Source organism: Bacillus arachidis (genome assembly GCF_030285945.1).
GTDB lineage: Bacteria > Bacillota > Bacilli > Bacillales > Bacillaceae_G > Bacillus_A > Bacillus_A arachidis.
The window spans coordinates 4,659,369-4,678,856 of sequence record NZ_CP127376.1 but is presented as its reverse complement, the minus strand read 5'-3'; the positions used below and the strand labels follow the sequence as shown (position 1 = coordinate 4,678,856).

At 34.3% G+C, this 19,488-nt stretch carries 16 protein-coding genes and 1 pseudogene; all 17 read left to right on the top strand.

Going from position 1 to position 19,488, the window contains the following annotated elements; all coding sequences use genetic code 11:
• Positions 1-3 precede the first annotated feature (3 nt).
• Positions 4-267 (top strand): annotated as a pseudogene (locus QRY57_RS25800) (acyltransferase); the annotation flags it as partial.
• Positions 268-306: 39 nt separating this feature from the next.
• A complete protein-coding gene (locus tag QRY57_RS25795; protein ID WP_286016460.1) occupies positions 307-1,488 on the top strand; it encodes a glycoside hydrolase family 88 protein in 1,182 nt (393 codons plus the stop codon).
• Positions 1,489-1,691: 203 nt separating this feature from the next.
• Complete coding sequence (locus QRY57_RS25790; protein WP_286016459.1) at positions 1,692-2,573, top strand: glycosyltransferase family 2 protein; 882 nt, start codon at positions 1,692-1,694, stop codon at positions 2,571-2,573.
• Position 2,574: 1 nt separating this feature from the next.
• Positions 2,575-4,122, top strand: coding sequence for a lipopolysaccharide biosynthesis protein (locus QRY57_RS25785; protein ID WP_286016458.1), 1,548 nt, complete (start codon positions 2,575-2,577; stop codon positions 4,120-4,122).
• Positions 4,123-4,285: 163 nt separating this feature from the next.
• Entirely contained in the window at positions 4,286-6,706 is a 2,421-nt protein-coding gene (locus QRY57_RS25780) for a right-handed parallel beta-helix repeat-containing protein (RefSeq protein ID WP_286016457.1), read from the top strand.
• A gap of 262 nt (positions 6,707-6,968) precedes the next feature.
• Entirely contained in the window at positions 6,969-7,565 is a 597-nt protein-coding gene (locus QRY57_RS25775; protein WP_286016456.1) for a sugar transferase, read from the top strand.
• Positions 7,566-7,578: 13 nt separating this feature from the next.
• The gene (locus tag QRY57_RS25770; RefSeq protein ID WP_286016455.1) at positions 7,579-8,214 is read left to right on the top strand and encodes an acetyltransferase; all 636 of its coding nucleotides are present in this window, start codon (positions 7,579-7,581) and stop codon (positions 8,212-8,214) included.
• Positions 8,215-8,227: 13 nt separating this feature from the next.
• A complete protein-coding gene (locus QRY57_RS25765) occupies positions 8,228-9,397 on the top strand; it encodes a DegT/DnrJ/EryC1/StrS family aminotransferase (protein ID WP_286016454.1) in 1,170 nt (389 codons plus the stop codon).
• Between the two features lie 893 nt (positions 9,398-10,290).
• Positions 10,291-12,228, top strand: a complete 1,938-nt coding sequence (locus QRY57_RS25760) for an asparagine synthase-related protein (RefSeq protein WP_286016453.1) — start codon at positions 10,291-10,293, stop codon at positions 12,226-12,228.
• Between the two features lie 14 nt (positions 12,229-12,242).
• Entirely contained in the window at positions 12,243-12,374 is a 132-nt protein-coding gene (locus QRY57_RS25755; protein WP_026591919.1) for a paeninodin family lasso peptide, read from the top strand.
• A 107-nt stretch (positions 12,375-12,481) separates the two neighbouring features.
• A complete protein-coding gene (locus QRY57_RS25750; protein WP_286016452.1) occupies positions 12,482-13,411 on the top strand; it encodes an aldolase in 930 nt (309 codons plus the stop codon).
• Positions 13,411-13,710: a lasso peptide biosynthesis PqqD family chaperone gene (locus QRY57_RS25745; RefSeq protein ID WP_090694384.1), complete on the top strand. Its 300-nt coding sequence runs from the start codon at positions 13,411-13,413 to the stop codon at positions 13,708-13,710. The genes QRY57_RS25750 and QRY57_RS25745 overlap by 1 nt, the downstream gene beginning before the upstream one ends.
• A 45-nt stretch (positions 13,711-13,755) precedes the next feature.
• Positions 13,756-14,208, top strand: a complete 453-nt coding sequence (locus QRY57_RS25740) for a lasso peptide biosynthesis B2 protein (protein WP_286016451.1) — start codon at positions 13,756-13,758, stop codon at positions 14,206-14,208.
• A 22-nt stretch (positions 14,209-14,230) separates the two neighbouring features.
• A complete protein-coding gene (locus tag QRY57_RS25735) occupies positions 14,231-15,418 on the top strand; it encodes a nucleotidyltransferase domain-containing protein (protein WP_286016450.1) in 1,188 nt (395 codons plus the stop codon).
• A 2-nt stretch (positions 15,419-15,420) separates the two neighbouring features.
• On the top strand, positions 15,421-17,223 hold the full coding sequence (locus QRY57_RS25730) for an ABC transporter ATP-binding protein (protein WP_286016449.1): 1,803 nt from the start codon (positions 15,421-15,423) through the stop codon (positions 17,221-17,223).
• A 406-nt stretch (positions 17,224-17,629) separates the two neighbouring features.
• Positions 17,630-17,842 (top strand): hypothetical protein, encoded by a 213-nt coding sequence (locus QRY57_RS25725; protein ID WP_286017946.1) that lies wholly within the window; start codon positions 17,630-17,632, stop codon positions 17,840-17,842.
• Between the two features lie 817 nt (positions 17,843-18,659).
• Positions 18,660-19,094, top strand: a complete 435-nt coding sequence (gene fabZ / locus QRY57_RS25720; RefSeq protein WP_026591926.1) for a 3-hydroxyacyl-ACP dehydratase FabZ — start codon at positions 18,660-18,662, stop codon at positions 19,092-19,094.
• Positions 19,095-19,488 lie beyond the last annotated feature (394 nt).

Below are 19,488 nucleotides of genomic sequence, written 5' to 3'. Positions count from 1 at the left end.
TTAATTATGCCTGGGATTACAATAGGGAAAAATGCTATTGTGGCTACGGGAAGTGTAGTAACAAAATCAGTTCCAGAAGGGTACATTGTTGGGGGAAATCCAGCGGAAATTATAGGGAAAACAAAAGATCATATCAATAGGCACAAATTAAATCTAGAGACAGCACATCGTTATGATAAAAGCTGGACAATAGGTGAGAATATCACGCTAGATATGTGTACCAAAATGTCAGAAGCATTAGGTAGTACTGTTGGATATGTTAAATAAGTATTTAAATTATTTTTACATTGAAAGGGCAATATAAAGATGATATTTCAAATTTTGAGTTGCATTGTAATTTTTATTATTTTAATGATTATTACCATAGATGTAGTACCTGTAATAAAAGATTGGGTACTGAGAATTCATATGGGGAGATATGAGGATAAATCCATATGGAATAACACTATAACGAAAAAAGGGTCTAAGTGGTTACTAAACACACCAAAAATAAAAGTAACAGACAATACAAGATTAGTTGTATTAGATATGCTGAAAGGAAATTATACGAAAAGTACGATACAACATTGGCAAGAAGCATCATTAGTATTAGGTTTATCTGAGTATTTAAGACATAATGATGATAAGGAAATGAAATATGAGATTGAAAAATTTTTGAATTCAAAATTTGATAGTAGTGGTCAATGGCTAGAAAAACCTAAGCATATAGATGGAGCTATACTCGCTTACGCTATTATGAAGTTGGATCATATCGACATAAACAAATATAAAAAGGCATTAGATTATACATGGGAAATGATTAAAGATCATATAGGTGAGGACGGCACAGTAGAATATAGGAAGTTTATGAAAAGCTACAGATATGTAGATACTATAGGGTTTATATGCCCCTTTTTAGTTTGTTATGGTACTAGATATAACGAGGAAGAATGTATAGATTTAGCAGTGAAACAAATTAGGGAGTATGAAAAGTACGGAATGTTACATAAACATTCGCTACCATGCCATGTCTACAAGATAGAGAATAAAGTCCCTCTTGGATTATATGGATGGGGAAGAGGTCTTGGTTGGTTTGCTATTGGTCTTATAGATGCTTGGAATGAATTGCCCCAAGATAGTAAATATAAAGTATCACTTGAGGAGAGTGTTAAAAGGTTTGCGAAAACTGCAATGAGTTTTCAACAAGATAATGGAAGTTGGAATTGGACTGTAACTAGAAATGAGAGTAGGCCTGATTCTTCTGCTACAGCTACACTTGGATGGTTTATGTTAAATGCTTCAAAGATAGATGAAATTTCAAGTGAATGCATGGATAGTGTAGAGAGAGCTATGCATTATTTAATGCAAGTTACAAGAAAAGATGGGGCAGTTGAATTTTCCCAAGGAGATACAAAGGATATAGGAGTATATTCTACATTGTTTAATATTCTGCCTTTTACCCAAGGATTTTGTATGAGGAGCATTAATTTATATTTAAATAAAAATTAAGTATAAATAATGTATAAGATAGGTTTTTACAAATTAGATGGATATGTTAGGAAGTTAATAATTTTGGTTGAATAAAGTAAGACATGATTTCCCGCCAGTAGAGTAAAATCTGTGGTGCTTTTTTTATGGGGAAATGGAATAAAAAGGTGAAAGTAATAGATTATATGAGAAGTAAGCAAGGTTCATACAAAGGATGATTATAAATGAGAATAACAGTATTCACCCCAACGTATAACAGAGGATATATTATAGAGAAATTATACAGATCATTACAGGAGCAAACGTATAGAAATTTTGAATGGTTAGTCATTGATGATGGATCAAGTGATAATACAGAGGAATTATTTAAAGTGTGGAAATTAGAAGAAAATTCATTTTCCATACGATACTATAAAGTTGAAAATGGAGGAAAACATAGAGCAATTAACAAGGGTGTTGATTTGGCTGAAGGAGAAATGTTTTTTATCGTAGATTCCGATGATCATGTTACGGAGGATGCATTAGAAAGTATAGTAGAATGGGAAAATAGTTTGGAGGATAAAAAATTATTTTGTGGTGTTTCTGGTAATAGGGGAGGGAGCAGTAAGGAGTTTTTAGGAACAACGTTTAAAGGTGAATATGTTGATGCAACTTCACTTGAACGGAATAAATACAATATAACAGGAGATAAAGCTGAAGCCTTTTATACCGATATACTAAGGAAATACAAGTTTCATGAGTTTGAAGGGGAAAAATTTATGACAGAGGCTACGGTATGGAATCGGATGGCTTATGAAGGTTATAAAATAAGATGGTTTAATAAGACAACATATATATGTAATTATTTAGAAGATGGTTTAACAAAAAATATGAGGGATATATTTGCTAAAAGTCCGAAAGGTACCGCATATTACATAAATCAGCAAATTGAATTTTATAAGTGTGGCCTGAAAGGGAAATTATCCTATTATAATTTATATTATGATTTTGTTAAGTCTAATTTAAATGTAAAGAAAGCCGCAGAGCATTTGGGGATTCATTCGTTTACTTTAATATCAGCTATCTTGTTGGCTACATGTAAAAAATCTATATCAAGAAGGTTTTAATATGAGAGTAAAAAATTCCCTAATTAATATATCTGCTGGAATCGGAAATCAAATCATTGTCACATCTTTAAGCTTTATTTCAAGAACCGTATTTATCAATAATCTGGGCATTGAATATCTAGGTATAAATGGATTTCTTACTAATATACTTTCTATGCTTTCGTTAGCGGAGGCAGGAATAGGTGCTAGTATAATGTACAGTCTTTATAAGCCGGTCGCAGAAAATGATCAAGAAAAAATCAACATACTTATGAGATTGTATCGGAAAGCATATATGGTAATTGCCTTGATTGTCTTGTTACTCGGTTTGTCCTTAATGCCGTTTCTTGGATACTTTATTAAAGATTCGAATGTTGAAAATATTCATTGGATTTACCTTATATTTTTATTCAATACAGTTGCTCCTTATCTGTACATGCATAAGAATTCGTTTTTAAGTGTTTCTCAGAAGGGGTATATTGTAACAGGAATATATTCCATATCTTCAATTGCATCTGCTTGTCTCAAAATTGGAATACTTCACTTTACAAAAAATTATATTTTATATTTAGTTATCGACAGTATGATAACAGTTACTACTAGCATTGCTTTGGCAATCATAGTCAACAGGATGTACCCGTTTTTAAAAGATAAAGTTTCGGGTGTATTAGATGCTGAAACTAAAGATAAAATTGTTAAGAATGTGAAAGCAATTGTGTTGCAAAACATAGGAAATTACTTAGTATTAGGTACCGATAACATTATCATATCTTCATTTATTAGTGTAGCAGCAGTTGGACTGTATTCTAACTACAATATGTTAATAGACATTTGTAGGAATTTTACTTATCAAATTTTTAATAATACATACCATAGTGTAGGGAATTTAGTAGCAAAAGAAAGTATAGACAAGGTTTATAGTGTGTATAAGATCTATATGCTTTTGAATTTTTGGTTATACTCATTCTTCTCTATATTATTATGTATTATAATGGAGCCCTTTATCACTTTATGGATTGGATCAGAGTATCTTATGAGTAAAAGTGTGTTGTTTGTATTAGTAATTATTTTTTATGAAAGAGGCATGAGGAATTCCATAACAACTGTGAAAACTACAGCGGGTGTTTTTCATGAGGATAGATATGCACCTTTGGTTCAAGCTGCTGTCAACCTAGCTTTTTCTATCGTACTAGTTAAATATCTGGGGATAATGGGTGTATTTCTTGGTACCCTTGTAAGTGTGATTACTGTTCCTTTCTGGCTTACCCCTTATTTAGTATACAAAAATGTATTTAATAGGCCTGTAATGGATTATTTCTTAAAATACGCCTACTACGCAGCAATAGGTATAGGAACGTATTTTATTACAAGTTTTGCGAGCAATTTCACGTTATCAAGCAATTTCTTGGAGTTATTGTTAAAGGGAATCATATGTATCATAGTTCCTAATGTGATTTATATATTGATTTTTCATAAAACAACTGAATTTAAATATTTATTTGGGATTATTAGAGGGATTTCACAAAAGTTATTAAAAAAATTTAAGTTAAATAAGGGGATTCCCTCCTAATTCGAATCAAAGTGTTGTTATATGCTATTAACACGTGTTTTAAGGGGAAAATTCAAGAGCTATAAGCTACGGAATGAAAGGATCCTTTTTATTGTTAGAGTTCATATACCCAATCTATTTAAGCTATAGAAGCATAATATATAGAAAAAAAGGAAGTGGGAATATGGACGTAAACTTAAATGCGAATCTTGGGGACCTTAATGATGTAGATGTAACAACAGCATCTCCTACTCATGGTGATGTATTAACTTATGATGGCCCAAAAGCACACTGGTCTCCAAAAAAGGTACCAGTTTCAAATGCAGAGGGCGTTTCAAATTCATATATATTAGAATTGGTAAGATGGAATATTAAAAACGATGGTACCAATTCTGTTGCCACTACAAAGGGGATAAATGATGCTTTGGTTTGGGCTAAGTCCCAAGGATACAATCATGTTATACTACCGAGCGGCATATATAAGTTGAAAATTGACAATACATCATTCTCGTGTATTGCCATACCAAGCGGCTTACATTTTGAAATGTCGGGAGAGTGTGTCTTACAACTGGAAACTAATTCGTCACCTTGGTATCGAGTATTTGATATTAAGGGAGTTAAAAATGTGAAAATTTCTGGTGGGAAAATAGTCGGAGATAAAAAAACACATATTTACGAAATAGGTGTGAAATTTGTAAGAGGAGGAGTGAATACTGACGGTTCATTGAATAATAATCCCAATTTTATCCGTAGTGAAATAGTGGACAGATATGAGAATCCTGGGCTCCTTAAAGCTTTTAGACTGTGGTCTATCCCTGGAATAAACACCACAGCATACAGTTTTTATCAATATAAAGATACTGTTGCAATTGGCACGCTAGTCGGTTCTAGAACAAACGGTCAATTTGCTCCTGCATCTTCGACTGGAAGAGGTTGGTTTGCTCCAATAGAAGATGCTAATAAAATGATTTTTGTTATTGATATTACGTCTTCACCTTTAAGCGATGCCCAAATTGCAAAAATAAATGCAAAAGTGGACAGCCAGAATTACACTCATGAGTGGGGACAAGGAATAGAAATAAGGGGCTCAAACTTTGTGGAGATAGATTGTGTAGAAATAAGCAATTGTACAGGGGATGCTATTTCAACAGGCTGGTTAGAATATAAGATTAATCCAGCTGATTATACACAGGAACAGATGGGTTCGCATATTTACATTCATAACTGTGATATTCATAACTGCAGAAGGCAAGGGATTACTCTCGGTGGTTCAAATGACACTTATATTTTTGAAAATAAAATTTATTCAATTGGTAAAGCTGATGACGGCATTACAACCGATGGCATTGCCCCGATGTTCGGAATAGATATCGAATCCATGTGGTCTGAAAGTAACATACCGACATGGCGACCTGAACTGAATCAATCGGGGTTTGAATTGAATACTAGAATTTATATTTATAATAACTATATTTCTAATAATGCTCGTGGACATTTTGTAAATGCAGACGGCATTCATATAGTTTTGGAAAATAATATATTTGAAGGATATAACATAGGGGGAATTAGTTCTTATCAGAATAACTGGTATGTCAAATACATTCACAACACTTTCATTGGATGTGAACTCGTTGTGAAAGGGGATAATTTTGTCAATGGGGCTATATGTAATAACGGTAATATCAAACTGCAGGATATCCGAGGAGCCGTCATTCAAAATTGCCAGATAAAAAATGGTTTATTTTACGGTTCAAGCATCTATGGATATTTTGGCAGCCCTACTGTAAATGTCGCCAATGGCATGTTTTCCTATAGTACTCCACATGGAATGGGGAATGGTGCGAAAATATGTTTTGAACAATGGGTTGGCAAAGTGCCTACTGGAATTAGTGTGGATAAACTCTACTATACGATTAACGTAACGGCAACAAGTTTTCGAGTATCTGAAACATTGAATGGACCACCAGTGGTGATAACTGACGCTGGAAAAGTTGGATTTAATATAAGCAGGTATGATTATGGCAGATGCTATATTTCGGACATCACAGTTGAAAGAGAGTGGCGAAGTGATAATGCGGTAACACAAAACTTTTCAGTGCTTTTGACAGGTGGAGTCATTAAGAATATTACCGTCAAGAATTATGATGTTAATATTAAGCCACCTGCTAATTATGGTGGTCGCCCTATTGCTATAGAAGGTCTCATTTTAATAGAAGGGGCCGCAGATTTGGAATGTTGTAACCTTAGTAACGGTAAATTTATAAGAGCAAAAACAAGCAGAATAGGTGGGGATATATCTTTTGGTTCCAATAATGCCCAATATACGCGGAAAATTAATGCGGATAATTGTTTGTTTCAAAATGTTGGTATAAACTTCGAAGGGAATATTGTTCATAGTTGTAACACATTTCTAAATTCTGTTATTAGGAAGACTGATAATCCTGCTGTTTCTATCATTACGCACAGCTATTTAGAAGACACTCTTCTTAGTTTACATTGGTTAACTAGGGAAAAGGCGATGACTGTAGTCAAATGTGTATTCAATAATGTATCTAGTGATATAAGCACAGCCACTAGATTGATAGATAATACTATCATCAACTGAATATGGAAAGAAAAAAACCGCTATATTTGTATAAAAATATAGCAATTTTATTATTGAGTTTAGGCGTCTGATCTTCAGAGAACGGGGAAATGTATTTATAACATACTAAATGAAGTTCATAGCAGAATGTAAGTTACGAATTGATTTCATTTTATACAAGAGTATGGTTGAATTAGAAGAATTCCCTAAAGGTAGTTGGAAGGTTATAGCCTCGTTCTGTAGGAAGCGCCTCAAAAAATTTTCGATAGGAGTATAATTACTTATGAAAAGGCTTTTTGATTTGTTCGTTTCTTTGTCATTATCGATGTTGATTTCATTTCTTATTATAATAGTAGCAGTTTTAGTTAGATTTAAGTTAGGTTCCCCTATCCTATTTAAGCAACAACGTCCAGGATTACATGGTAAGCCTTTTTTTCTGTATAAGTTTAGAACTATGACTGATGAGACAGATAGCGAGGGGAATATGCTGCCTGATAATGTAAGACTTACTAAGTTCGGTAAATTTCTTAGAAAATATAGTTTGGATGAATTGCCACAGTTAGTTAATGTTATAAAAGGGGATTTAAGTTTGGTGGGTCCTAGGCCATTATTGATGGAATATTTGGATCTATATACAGAAGAACAGGCTAAGCGGCACAATGTAAGACCAGGAATTACAGGGTGGGCTCAAGTGAATGGAAGAAACGCAATTTCATGGGAAGAAAAATTCGATTTTGATGTGTGGTATGTGAAAAATCGGACTTTTTTTCTTGATATGAAAATTTTGTTATTGACGGTGAAGAAGGTATCTAAATCGGAAGGCATTAACCAAGTTGGGCATGTAACTATTGAGAAATTTACTGGTACTAAGGACTTTTGAGGAGGTGAAATGAATGCAAATAATCATGATTGGGGCAGGTGGTCATAGTAAGGTTATCCAAGATATTATACTATCATCATATGGGAATTATGAAATTATTGGTCGATTAGATGATACGTATGAACAATTAAGAGTTGAGGATGGCGTATATTTTGGACCTATTTCTGCAGCTGGAAAATTAATGAATGAACATACAGATGTAAGGTTCGTGGTAGCTATAGGAAATAACAGAACACGAAAACGAATTATGGAGCAGTTAGAGATTCCCAGTCATCGTTATGTGACGCTTATACATAAGCAAGCTATCGTTAGTTTAAGTGCAAAGATTGGAGCTGGTACGGTTATTATGCCAGGTGCAATTGTTAATGCAGATGTTGAAATTGGGAATCACGTTATTGTTAATTCAGGCGCTATTATTGAACATGATAATAGGGTAAAAGATTTTGCACATATTTCCCCAAATGCTGTGCTTACGGGATCTGTTACTGTAGGAACAGGAGTACATATAGGAGTAGGAGCTAATGTAATTCCCAATATTACAATTGGTGACTGGTCCGTTATCGGTGCCGGGGCAACAGTAATCTGTGATATTGCAGCAAATTGTACAGCAGTGGGCGTTCCAGCTAGAGTAATAAAAAAAGAACTGTAGGATGGTGTTTAAAGTGGTATATTCACAGGAAAAAACAAGAATCTATCTCTCCGCCCCACATATGAGCGGTAATGAACAAGAATATATAAAAGAAGCATTTGATATGAATTGGATCGCTCCACTTGGTCCAAATGTGGATGCATTTGAAAGCGAGCTTTCATCTCACGTGGGAGTTCGTGATGCAGCTGCAGTTAGTTCAGGAACCTCTGCTATTCATTTAGCGCTGCGTTTATTGGATGTAAAAGATGGTGATACGGTATTTTGTTCAAGTCTTACTTTTATAGCAAGTGCAAATCCAATTTTATATTTAGGTGCTACACCGGTGTTTATTGATTCAGAGCCTGAAACATGGAATATGTCACCACAAGCTTTAGAATGTGCATTGCATAATGCAAAGGAAAAGGGAATGCTGCCAAAGGCGGTAATTGTTGTAAATCTATATGGACAAAGTGCTAAAATGGATGAAATTCTCTCATTATGTAATAAATATGAAGTTCCAATAATTGAGGATGCAGCAGAATCACTTGGCTCTTACTACAAAGGTAAGGCGAGTGGAACATTTGGGAAGTTTGGGATTTATTCGTTTAACGGAAATAAAATCATTACAACCTCAGGTGGAGGAATGCTTGTATCTAATGATGTTGAGGCATTAAGAAAAGCAAGGTTTTTAGCTACTCAGGCAAGAGATCCTGCCCCACATTATCAACACAGTGTAATAGGATATAACTATCGAATGAGTAATGTTTTGGCAGGTATAGGTAGAGCGCAGTTGCAAATTCTCCAAGATAGGGTACAGGCAAGAAGAAAAATATTTGATAGATACTATCAAGAATTATCTCATATTCCAGGTGTACAGTTTATGCCTGAGTTAGAAGATACTTATTCGAATCGATGGCTTACAGTTCTTACTATAGATGAAGAAAAAACAGGAGTATCGATTCAGGAATTACTGAAACACCTGGAAAATGAAAATATTGAGGCACGCCCTGTTTGGAAGCCTCTTCACATGCAACCCCTATTTAAAGGAACAACTTATTACCCTCATAGTGATTGCGAAGATATTGCTAGAAAATTATTTGAAACTGGATTCTGTCTTCCATCTGGATCAGGTATGACAGAAAAAGATCAGACAAGAGTTATTACATGTATCAAAAATGCGTTGAAAACAAATGTTGGTATATAAAAAGAAACAATAAGAGAATTTTAACAGGATATAGGTTAATGGACTAGGAGGATTCAATATCTAATTTAGTTCGGTTTTTGTGAAATTTCATTTTGTGGAAATAAACCTCTTTTGAATGAAAGTCAAGGCAATCCCTATAGAGAGCGAAATAGTAAGCGTACATAATTTTGTGGTAAATACGAATTATGTTTTTGGCTAGCATTATCAGTGGTGAACGCATATTATATGACCTCCTTAGTAAAAATGGTATAACTATAGAAAGTTACTTGCCTTTTGTTCAATTATAAAGAAACAGCTATGTTGAATGACATGGCTGCTTCTATTAAAGCAGCAGAGGAATATAAAATATGTTTTTTTAATTAGCATGTTTATACTAAACTATATAAAATATCATAGCACAAAAATTATGTTAATATCAAAAAAATGAAAAATATGGAGATAAAGTCATTTATTTGCAAGATATAATTTTATTATTCATTTTTTAATTATCCAAAAAAGAGGGGTTAACATTTAATATTTGGAGTATATAGATACTTGACAATACAATAGTGAAATGATAACCTGGGTTTATATTCTTTATAAAGAATATAAATGCTTTATTGATATATTAAATTTATCTATTTTTATTTGAATCAACAAACAAATACATAATACTTTTTAGCGAAAATAAGAAAATTATACCCTTGTTCTTTTTTTGAATATCAAAATTAGAAGGCGAGGGTTTATTTATAAGGTAGATAGCCTGAAAATTTCAACTTTAAAATCTGTTATGCGGAAACACGGTAGTTTGAGAAAGGATTTTTCCGGTATATAAATAACGTTTTATTGATATATCTGGTAATTATCTTATTTATCGGGTTTGCCCTTACTTGTTTCGAAGCGGGAGGAAAGAAATGAGCGCAATAACTGGAATTTATCATTTAAATAGGGAACCCATACCGTTTGAGCATAGCAATGGAATCATGTTAGCTTTATCTCGTTATCCAGCCGATAGTACCAATACGTGGCACAAGGAAAATATTTTTTTGGGTGCCCATATGAAATGGATAACGCCCCAATCTATCAACGAACAATTACCTTATTATGATTATGAAAAGCAATTGGTCATAACGGCTGATGCTATTATTGATAATCGCGATGAATTATTTGATAGATTACAAGTGGAACAGGCACTTAGAAGGGAAATGCCTGACAGTAAGCTGATTTTATTGGCTTATCAAAAGTGGGGGGAAGATGCGCCGAAATATTTGATTGGCGATTTTGCTTTTATGATTTGGGATGAAAGAAAACGCTTACTTTTTGGTGCGCGTGATTTTTCGGGAAGCAGAACATTTTACTTCTTCCGTAATCAAAATCAATTTGCCTTTTGTACCAGCATAGGACCACTATTTTCCTTACCTTACGTCGGGAAGGATTTAAATGAGCAGTGGTTAGCTGAATATTTAGCGATACCTAATATGCTTGATACGATAGATGCTTTTTCTACAGTCCATAAAAATATAGAACAAGTACCTCCTTCTCATACTATTTCTGTAGTCGATGGAAAAGTTAGTATTTCGAAATATGACGTGTTATTTGTAGGAGAGAAGTTGCATCTTAAATCAAATCAAGAGTATGAAGAGGCATTCCGGGACGTATTTGAAAGTGCAGTGACATCAAGATTGCGTACGCACCGTAATGTTGGTTCCCATTTAAGTGGAGGATTAGATTCAGGTGCTGTTGCTAGCTTTGCTGCAAGAGCCTTGCAAAAGGAAAATAAAAAATTATATACATACAGCTCTGTACCTGCAGAAGGATTTATTGATTGGACTCGTAGTCATATGGTTGCAGATGAGAAGCCGTTTATCCAATCTACAGTACAGCATGTAGGGAATATTACGGATCATTATTTGAATTTCCCAGGGAGAAATTCATTCTCTGAAATTGATGATTGGCTTGATATTATGGAAATGCCCTATAAATTCTTTGAAAATTCTATTTGGGTAAAGGGAATTTATGAAAAAGCCCAGCAACAAGGAGTTGGAGTGCTCTTAAATGGAGCGAGGGGGAATTTTACCATCTCTTGGGGACCAGCTCTAGATTATTATGCAGTTTTACTTAAAAGGTTCAAATGGTTCCAACTTTATCATGAAATCGATTTATACGGTAAAAGTATTGGAGTCAAAAAGTCACGAATACTGAAAGTCGTAGGAAAGAAGGCATACCCATCTATAAATAACATGTTCTCTCCACAACAGCAATATGAGTTGCCGACGTTAGTCAATCCAGAACTTGCAAAACGTACTGATGTATTCAACAAACTGGAGGAACATGGTGTTAAAGTAACGGGGGCTTCTATACCTAACATATACGAAATAAGGCAGAAACATTTTGAGCAGTTAAATTTATGGAATACCACTGGTACAAGTGGTACAAAACTTTCCTTGCGCTATGGCTTGCAGGGGCATGATCCGACGAATGACTTACGAGTAATTCGATTTTGTTTATCTCTACCACTCGAACAATTTGTTCAAAATGGCTTAAATCGGGCACTTATCCGAAGATCTACAAAGGGATTGCTTCCTGACAAAGTAAGGTTGAATCAACGTGTGCGAGGGATACAGGCTGCCGATGTGATTCATCGCATGATTCCTTCATGGAAAATGTTTATCGAGGAACTAAAACAGCTTAGCGCAGATCCTGTAGCTTCTAACTTTTTTAATATGGAAATCATTAAGAGTGCGATTTTGAAAATTCAAGGAGAACCACAGCCAGAAAACGTGTTTGATCCTGATTTTAGAATTTTAATGCGCAGTCTTATCGTTTATCGATTTATCAAGAAATTTATTTGAAGGGAGGTGAGACTATGAAACAAGAATGGCAATCACCAGTATTAGAAGTGCTTGATATCAACATGACAATGGCTGGACCTGGAAAACGAATTGTTGACCAAGTGTTTGAAGATGAGGATGAGCAAGGCACACTTAGCCACAGCTAATGCACTAATATTTAAATGAGATTTATATGCTTTACAGCCCTTATATAGTTTAACAACGGTATAAGGGTTTTTTCTAATCAATTTTTCAACTAGGTGGAGTGAGAAAGATGATACATACTGTAAAGAAAGTGGTTTACAAAGCCTTCGGATTAACCCTATTAAGTGAGATTCCTCTGCCGGAATTGCCTCAATTAAACAATTATGAAAATGAAGTAGACGTCAGAATCGAAACTGCAGATTTGTCCAAGTTATGGAAGGAGTTATCCTCCAAAAAGTCAGCATTCGTAGTCGAAGAAGAATTAGTTATGTTTCAAATCCCCGAAACTGCCACGTTTTGTATTCAAAATGGAGAAAAAATTATCGTTTCACCTATGGAAGGATCTGACCAAGATAAGATTAGGCTTTATATTCTTGGAACTTGCATGGGCGCATTATTGATGCAAAGAAAAATACTTCCCTTGCATGGAAGTGCAATAGCCATCAATGGGAAGGTATATGCTTTTGTAGGAAGATCGGGAGCTGGAAAGTCAACTCTTGCATCAGCTCTCTTGAGCAAGGGATATCAACTTTTAAGTGATGATGTAATTGCGGTATCTCTTTCTGAGGATAATATTCCTTTTGTTACACCCTCTTATCCACAACAAAAGTTATGGAAAGAGAGTCTCGATCAATTTGGAATGGAAACAACGCATTATCAGCCTTTATTTGAAAGAGAGACCAAATATGCTGTACCAGTGTCGTCAAGCTTCTTCAATGAGCCGTTACCGCTTGCGGGTGTATTTGAATTGGTGAAAACGGAAAATGAGAATGTTGAAATTCAACGTATTGAAGGACTAGAAAGGTTACGTACATTGCTACGTCATACATATCGAAATTCATTAATCCCACGATTGGGGATGATGGAATGGCATTTTATGAACTCTACAAACATTGTAAATAAGGTGGAGATGTTTCAATTAGGGCGCCCTATTTCAAAGTTTACGGCGCATGATTTAGTATCCACAGTCCTAGAGTCTTTAAAAGAGGAGGAAAAATAATGATTACTAACAAAAAAATTTCATTAAACAGTTTTATCGTACAGGGTCAAGAAAATGTAGTGAGTGATATGGATGGAGAGAAAGTGATGATGAGCATCCATAATGGAAAATACTACAATTTAGGAGGGATAGGCGGTGAAATTTGGGAGTTAATAAATGAATTGATATCAGTTAATCAATTGGTCAATATATTAATGTCCCGATATATGATTGAAGAGGCAGAATGTCAGGAACAAGTACTCTCTTTCTTGAATCACTTGTATGCAGAAGGATTAATCTTGGTTGGGGATAAAAATTGATTTATAGCTGAATGTTTCAGATTTAATAGATTAGGAGTAGGATCGATGAATATCATAAATAAAGCAAAAGCTTTCTTATCGTTCGATATGAGAACAAAATTATTACTTATAGAAGCTTTCTTTTATTTAGGTTGGGCCCGTATTCTTAAAAGTATACCGTTTTCTAAAGCTGCTCCTATATTAGGAATTCATATGGCAGAAACGTCTTTAAGCTATGATGAGTCGGAAAAGATTACGTTAAGGAAAATTTCTCAAGCAGTGCATATGATGAGTCGTTATACATTTTGGGAAAGCCAATGTCTTGTTAAAGCTATCGCTGCAATGAAAATGTTGGAGAAGCGTCAAATTGAAAGCACCCTTTACTTGGGGACTGCGAAAGATGAGACAGGAAATATGATTGCCCATGCGTGGTTACGTAGCGGGCCCTTTTATATTACTGGCGTAGAAGAAATGAAGAGATTTACTGTTGTTAGTAAATTTGCAAAAAGGATAGGGTAAAAAAATCTTGAAGGAGAATGAGATGGATACCGGTTGTAATCTTGATTTGAGCCATTTGCCTAAAGAACTAAAATTGTTACTTGAAATTATAAAGAAGGAAGATAAAGAGATACAAACAATCCCAAAAGATTGGTTTATCGATATTGATTGGAACAAATTTCTGAAATTGGCGCTGCATCATCGCATGTATGCCTTCATTTATACAAAAATGAAGAATATCGATAATCAACTCATTCCTTCGCATGTTGTACAAGTGTTAAGTACATACTTTAAAAGGAATACATTTCATATGCTTCATTTAAGTGGAGAAATGGGAAAGATAGGCAAATTATTTGCCGAAAATCAGCTCCGGCTCCTATTTTTGAAAGGCCCTATTCTTGGGGTAGATTTATATGGAGATATTTCTCTTAGAACATCTGGGGATCTGGACGCTCTTGTTCCTATAGATGATCTTGAAAAAGTAAATGAAATACTTGTAAAGAATGGTTATGTCAAAGAGGAAGATTTTCCAACAGTTATGAATGAATGGAAGTGGAGACGCCATCATACAACTTATATGCATCCAATGAGTAAGGTAAAATTGGAGATTCATTGGCGTCTACAACCAGGCCCTGGAAAGGAACAAAACTTTGATGAATTGTGGGGACGAAAAAGAATGAGCCCTATTACGAATTATCCTGTCTATTTTCTAGGTAGAGAGGATTTGTTTATGTTTCTTGTGACTCATGGGGCTAGGCATGGTTGGTCCAGGCTTCGATGGTTAACAGACATTGACCGTATGGTAAGGCAAGAAATAGATTGGAAAGAACTTACTGTTCTGTTGAAAAGATATGGATGCAAGCAGTTAGTAGGTCAGGCACTTATTTTATCTTCCGAGCTTTTAGATACTCTTATAATAGAAGAAGAGGCAAAAGTATTAATGTCAGGGAGAAGAGTAAAGCAGTTAGCGCAGCTTGCTATATATTACTTGGAAAATATGATTAACTTGCATACAGATCCCGTTCCAGAAGAAGTTTCAAAATATCATGAGCGATATTTATATTTGTTAAAAACAAGCTCTCAAAAGCTACTGTTTCATCTTAGCTGGTTATACCCTTATCCTCAGGATGTGGAAACTTTACCACTACCAAAACAATTGCATGTTTTGTATTTTCCTTTGCGACCAGTTTTATGGGCTTGGAGGAAAACGAGATACCATAAGGAGATGTAAAAATGAGAAATATTTTATACTTTACAAAGCAGTTATACTCTTTTACTGGAAACATTCTCATTATTAATCTCTTGGGAATGGTATCTGTCAGTCTTGTAGAAGGAATCGGTATTTTATTATTAATCCCTATGCTAAGTATTAGCGGGATTGCGAATATGAACGAAAAAGCAAGCCCACTTTCAGGAGCTTTGGGATTTTTAAGTGATTTTCCGGCAACTTTAGGGTTACCATTTGTATTAGGGATCTATATCGTATTGGTTGTGGGACAAGCTGTTTTGCAAAGTAATATAACGATTCGCAATGCGAAAATTCAGATACGTTTTATTAATCACTTGAGACTGGAAACGTATCGTGGATTGTTGCAGGCCAATTGGAGTTTTTTTGTGAAAAAAAGAAAGTCGGATCTTATTAACTCTTTAACAACGGAATTAGGGCGTGTTAGTGCAGGTACTAACTTATTTTTACAATTGCTTACTTCGTTGATTTTCACATTCATACAGATTGGCCTTGCTTTTTGGTTATCCGCAGATATAACACTCTTTGTACTATGTTGCGGTGTAGTGCTTGCCTTTTTTTCCCGAAGATTTATTAAGAAATCGAAACGGTTAGGTGGCCGGACCTCAGAGAATTCAAAAGCTTATCTTGCAGGCATAACGGATCATTTTAATGGGATTAAGGATATAAAGAGTAACCTCCTAGAACAATCTCGTTATATGTGGCTACGTAATTGGACGGAAGATGTGGAACGTGAACAGCTTGCATATATTAAGGTGAGAAATAATTCCCAGCTTTTTTATAAGATCGCATCAGCGATTTCCATAGCCCTCCTGATTCTGCTATCGGTCAAGTTGTTCCGGACACAGACTGAGCAATTATTATTAATTATTCTTATATTTTCTCGATTGTGGCCGCGATTTTCAGGTATACAATCCAATATGGAGCAAATTGCAGCGAATCTGCCTGCCTTTAAAGCTTTGCTGGACTTACAGGAAGAATGTAAGAAAAGTATAGAATTGCAAGATGTAGAACAAAATTATAATTTTTTGAAGCCTATTCAGATAGAGCAATCTATTGAGTGCCGCAATATCTCTTTCCGTTACAATAAACAGGATTCTATATATGCCCTGAAAAATATCAATTTGAGTATTCCATCCAATTGTATGACGGCCATCTCAGGGCGTTCTGGCGCTGGAAAAAGTACATTGATCGATATTGTAATGGGGCTTCTTCAGCCAGAGAGCGGTCAATTATTAATAGATAATAAACCGTTAACGAGTAAAAATCTATTGTCATTGAGGAAATCAATTAGCTATGTTTCTCAAGATCCATTTCTATTCAATGCTAGTATAAGGGATAATTTGAGAATGGTTGAGCCAGATGCGAATGAAGAGCAAATCTGGGAGGCATTGGATTTTTCCGCTTCTGCTGAGTTTGTCAGTAGGCTTCCACAGGGATTGGATACACTTATCGGCGATAGGGGGGTTAAACTCTCAGGAGGGGAACGGCAACGACTTGTTCTTGCGAGAGCGATACTTCGGAAACCTTCTATTTTAGTATTAGATGAGGCAACAAGTGCGTTGGATGCTGAAAATGAGGCGAAAATACAAGAAGCATTGGAAAGATTGAAAGGAAGCATGACAATTATTGTCATTGCACACAGATTATCTACTATACGTAAAGCTGATCAAGTGATTGTAATGGATCAAGGGCAAATTATTCAAAGTGGTGGTTTTACTCAATTAGCAAAAGATAAAAGTGGGTTGTTTAGTAGCCTACTTGGTCAACAGGCTAAGATAAACATTTAAATATGGCCAGTTACAATTATTTTTTATAATCTTAAGGAATACACTGCCTTTACTTTTTTTGGACCGGTAACACAATTTGATTATTTATGATTTAGGGGATAATTGGTATTTGTGTGCTGGTCTTTTTATGGAAATATAAGCTCAATTTAATTATGTGTACAGTATAAAAGTGAAAATACTTTTTGTAATTATTAATATACCATCTATATACATGTATAAATATTCGTGTTATGATTGAACATGGAACCTGATTTTATTTATACCATATAACAAAAAGCAGCGAGACCCCTTGTTTTTAGGACAAGGGGTCTCTTCTATTTTCATTTTAGATAATGAGATTTTTCTATATAATTCTCTTTTAAGGATAACTAGAATTTCATAAGAATATTTATTATAAGCTGTTTAAATGAAAGAATTAAATATACCTCTAGATTATGTAAAAAAACACCAGTATTGGAGTGGGAAAAGCTCTCCAGCAATTATGATTAAACGTAATGGTTGGAATGCTTTTTTAAATGAGGCAAAAGATTATTATGATGAAAATAGTGGAAATCAGAATCAACCAAAGAACAGTATAATGAATATTGCTACTATGAAGATGGATATTAATAGTATTTAAATATAATAAAAAATGGATGTTTTAGAAATAGAAATGGCGATCTTAAAATTTGTAGATGGCGTAATCTCATTAGCACAAGAGCTCTTAAAAACGGTAATACAATTTATTGATTTTATAACTAATACTTATACAATTATCTATATGAGTAAAGTGTAAAAAATAAAAAAGAATCCCAAAGGCATAAGGAATTTTATTTTATTTAACAGATAAACAAGAAAAAGCCACAATTTCTTATTAATTATATTTTATTTTTATGTATTGCTAAATAGATTTAAAAGAATTTATATGCAGTATTGGATATTTATGTAATAAACATCCCGTTTGTGATAATATTTTATAGAACTGTTATTAAAGGCTAATCCATAAAGATGCATTTTTTATAAAGTATAGTGTTCTAGATTGCGAATCTTAATTTCTAGATATAACATTTAAGATAATATAAGAAAAATGAAGAAATTTGTAGAAATTTGTAGAAAATTAAGGTCATAATGGTAAAAATCAGTAAATATTAAATTTTTCTTTCTTATTTTTGTCCTTTATAATGAGCTATGAATACGACACATAAGGCAAATAATGTATATTGCCTTTCCCTAACTTTGATATACACCCTTTTTCCAACCTCCGTGTGAATTGCTATTATTTTGTTATACCGATTTTAGCGAAGGGAAAAGGGTGTATCTTTTTTGTATGAATAGTTCTAATAGATATTTTGAGTAGAAAGCATTTCTTGTTTTTCGTGACAAAAACAATAGAGAATGGGATAATAAGGACAGTATGTTGGTGGTATGACCAATTTGATATATGAGGAGAGAGTAATATGCTAGATATAGGGCAGATTAAAGAAATTATTCCACATCGTTATCCATTCTTACTTGTTGATCAAATTCTAGAAGTAGAAGAAGGAAAGCGTGCGGTTGGGATTAAAAATGTAACGGCAAATGAGGAATACTTTAATGGACACTTTCCAGATTATCCTGTGATGCCAGGTGTGCTAATTGTAGAAGCATTAGCGCAGGTGGGTGCTGTTGCGGTATTAAAAAAAGAGGAGAATCGTGGGCGCCTCGCATTCTTTGCTGGTATTGACAACTGCCGCTTCAAGCGTCAAGTACGTCCGGGTGACCAACTTCGTTTAGAAGTGGAAATGACACGTGTACGTGGACCAATTGGAAAAGGGAAAGCAGTTGCAACTGTAAATGGTGAAATTGCTTGTGAAGCTGAGGTTACATTCGCGCTTGGTGATAAAAAAGAATAGATATTCTTTATTCTAGGAGATGAATGAAAAGGACTATCCTCATTTGTCTCCTTTTCTAATGAAAAAAGGGCGAGTTTATTTGTAACTTGAGCAATTAAAATTTTATTATCACACTATTAAGATGTTAAATTTGCAACGGATGCATAATTAGAAATGAATTTTATAATTTAGGGTAGGGTGATTATTTTTGAAAAAGGTAACTTTCATAATAGTGCTGATTTAGAGACAGTATTCTTGCGTTATAGTATTGAAGCTGTCATGCAGTTTGTTTTTGTCATAACGAGTTTGATTTATCGTGTTAGTCAAGTCATTCTGTTACAAGTAATGCTGTAGCGACTTTTCAAGTTTTAAAAATGATGATCAGATATCAAATTATACATTTTGTTTTTTCATC

Bases quoted from the DNA above. Each gene is read 5' to 3' on its own strand.
- QRY57_RS25795 (WP_286016460.1), top strand. From the start codon at position 307: ATGATATTTCAAATTTTGAGTTGCATTGTAATTTTTATTATTTTAATG.
- QRY57_RS25790 (WP_286016459.1), top strand. From the start codon at position 1,692: ATGAGAATAACAGTATTCACCCCAACGTATAACAGAGGATATATTATA.
- QRY57_RS25785 (WP_286016458.1), top strand. From the start codon at position 2,575: ATGAGAGTAAAAAATTCCCTAATTAATATATCTGCTGGAATCGGAAAT.
- QRY57_RS25780 (WP_286016457.1), top strand. From the start codon at position 4,286: ATGGACGTAAACTTAAATGCGAATCTTGGGGACCTTAATGATGTAGAT.
- QRY57_RS25775 (WP_286016456.1), top strand. From the start codon at position 6,969: ATGAAAAGGCTTTTTGATTTGTTCGTTTCTTTGTCATTATCGATGTTG.
- QRY57_RS25770 (WP_286016455.1), top strand. From the start codon at position 7,579: ATGCAAATAATCATGATTGGGGCAGGTGGTCATAGTAAGGTTATCCAA.
- QRY57_RS25760 (WP_286016453.1), top strand. From the start codon at position 10,291: ATGAGCGCAATAACTGGAATTTATCATTTAAATAGGGAACCCATACCG.
- QRY57_RS25755 (WP_026591919.1), top strand. From the start codon at position 12,243: ATGAAACAAGAATGGCAATCACCAGTATTAGAAGTGCTTGATATCAAC.
- QRY57_RS25750 (WP_286016452.1), top strand. From the start codon at position 12,482: ATGATACATACTGTAAAGAAAGTGGTTTACAAAGCCTTCGGATTAACC.
- QRY57_RS25745 (WP_090694384.1), top strand. From the start codon at position 13,411: ATGATTACTAACAAAAAAATTTCATTAAACAGTTTTATCGTACAGGGT.
- QRY57_RS25740 (WP_286016451.1), top strand. From the start codon at position 13,756: ATGAATATCATAAATAAAGCAAAAGCTTTCTTATCGTTCGATATGAGA.
- QRY57_RS25735 (WP_286016450.1), top strand. From the start codon at position 14,231: ATGGATACCGGTTGTAATCTTGATTTGAGCCATTTGCCTAAAGAACTA.
- QRY57_RS25730 (WP_286016449.1), top strand. From the start codon at position 15,421: ATGAGAAATATTTTATACTTTACAAAGCAGTTATACTCTTTTACTGGA.
- QRY57_RS25725 (WP_286017946.1), top strand. From the start codon at position 17,630: ATGAAAGAATTAAATATACCTCTAGATTATGTAAAAAAACACCAGTAT.
- fabZ (WP_026591926.1), top strand. From the start codon at position 18,660: ATGCTAGATATAGGGCAGATTAAAGAAATTATTCCACATCGTTATCCA.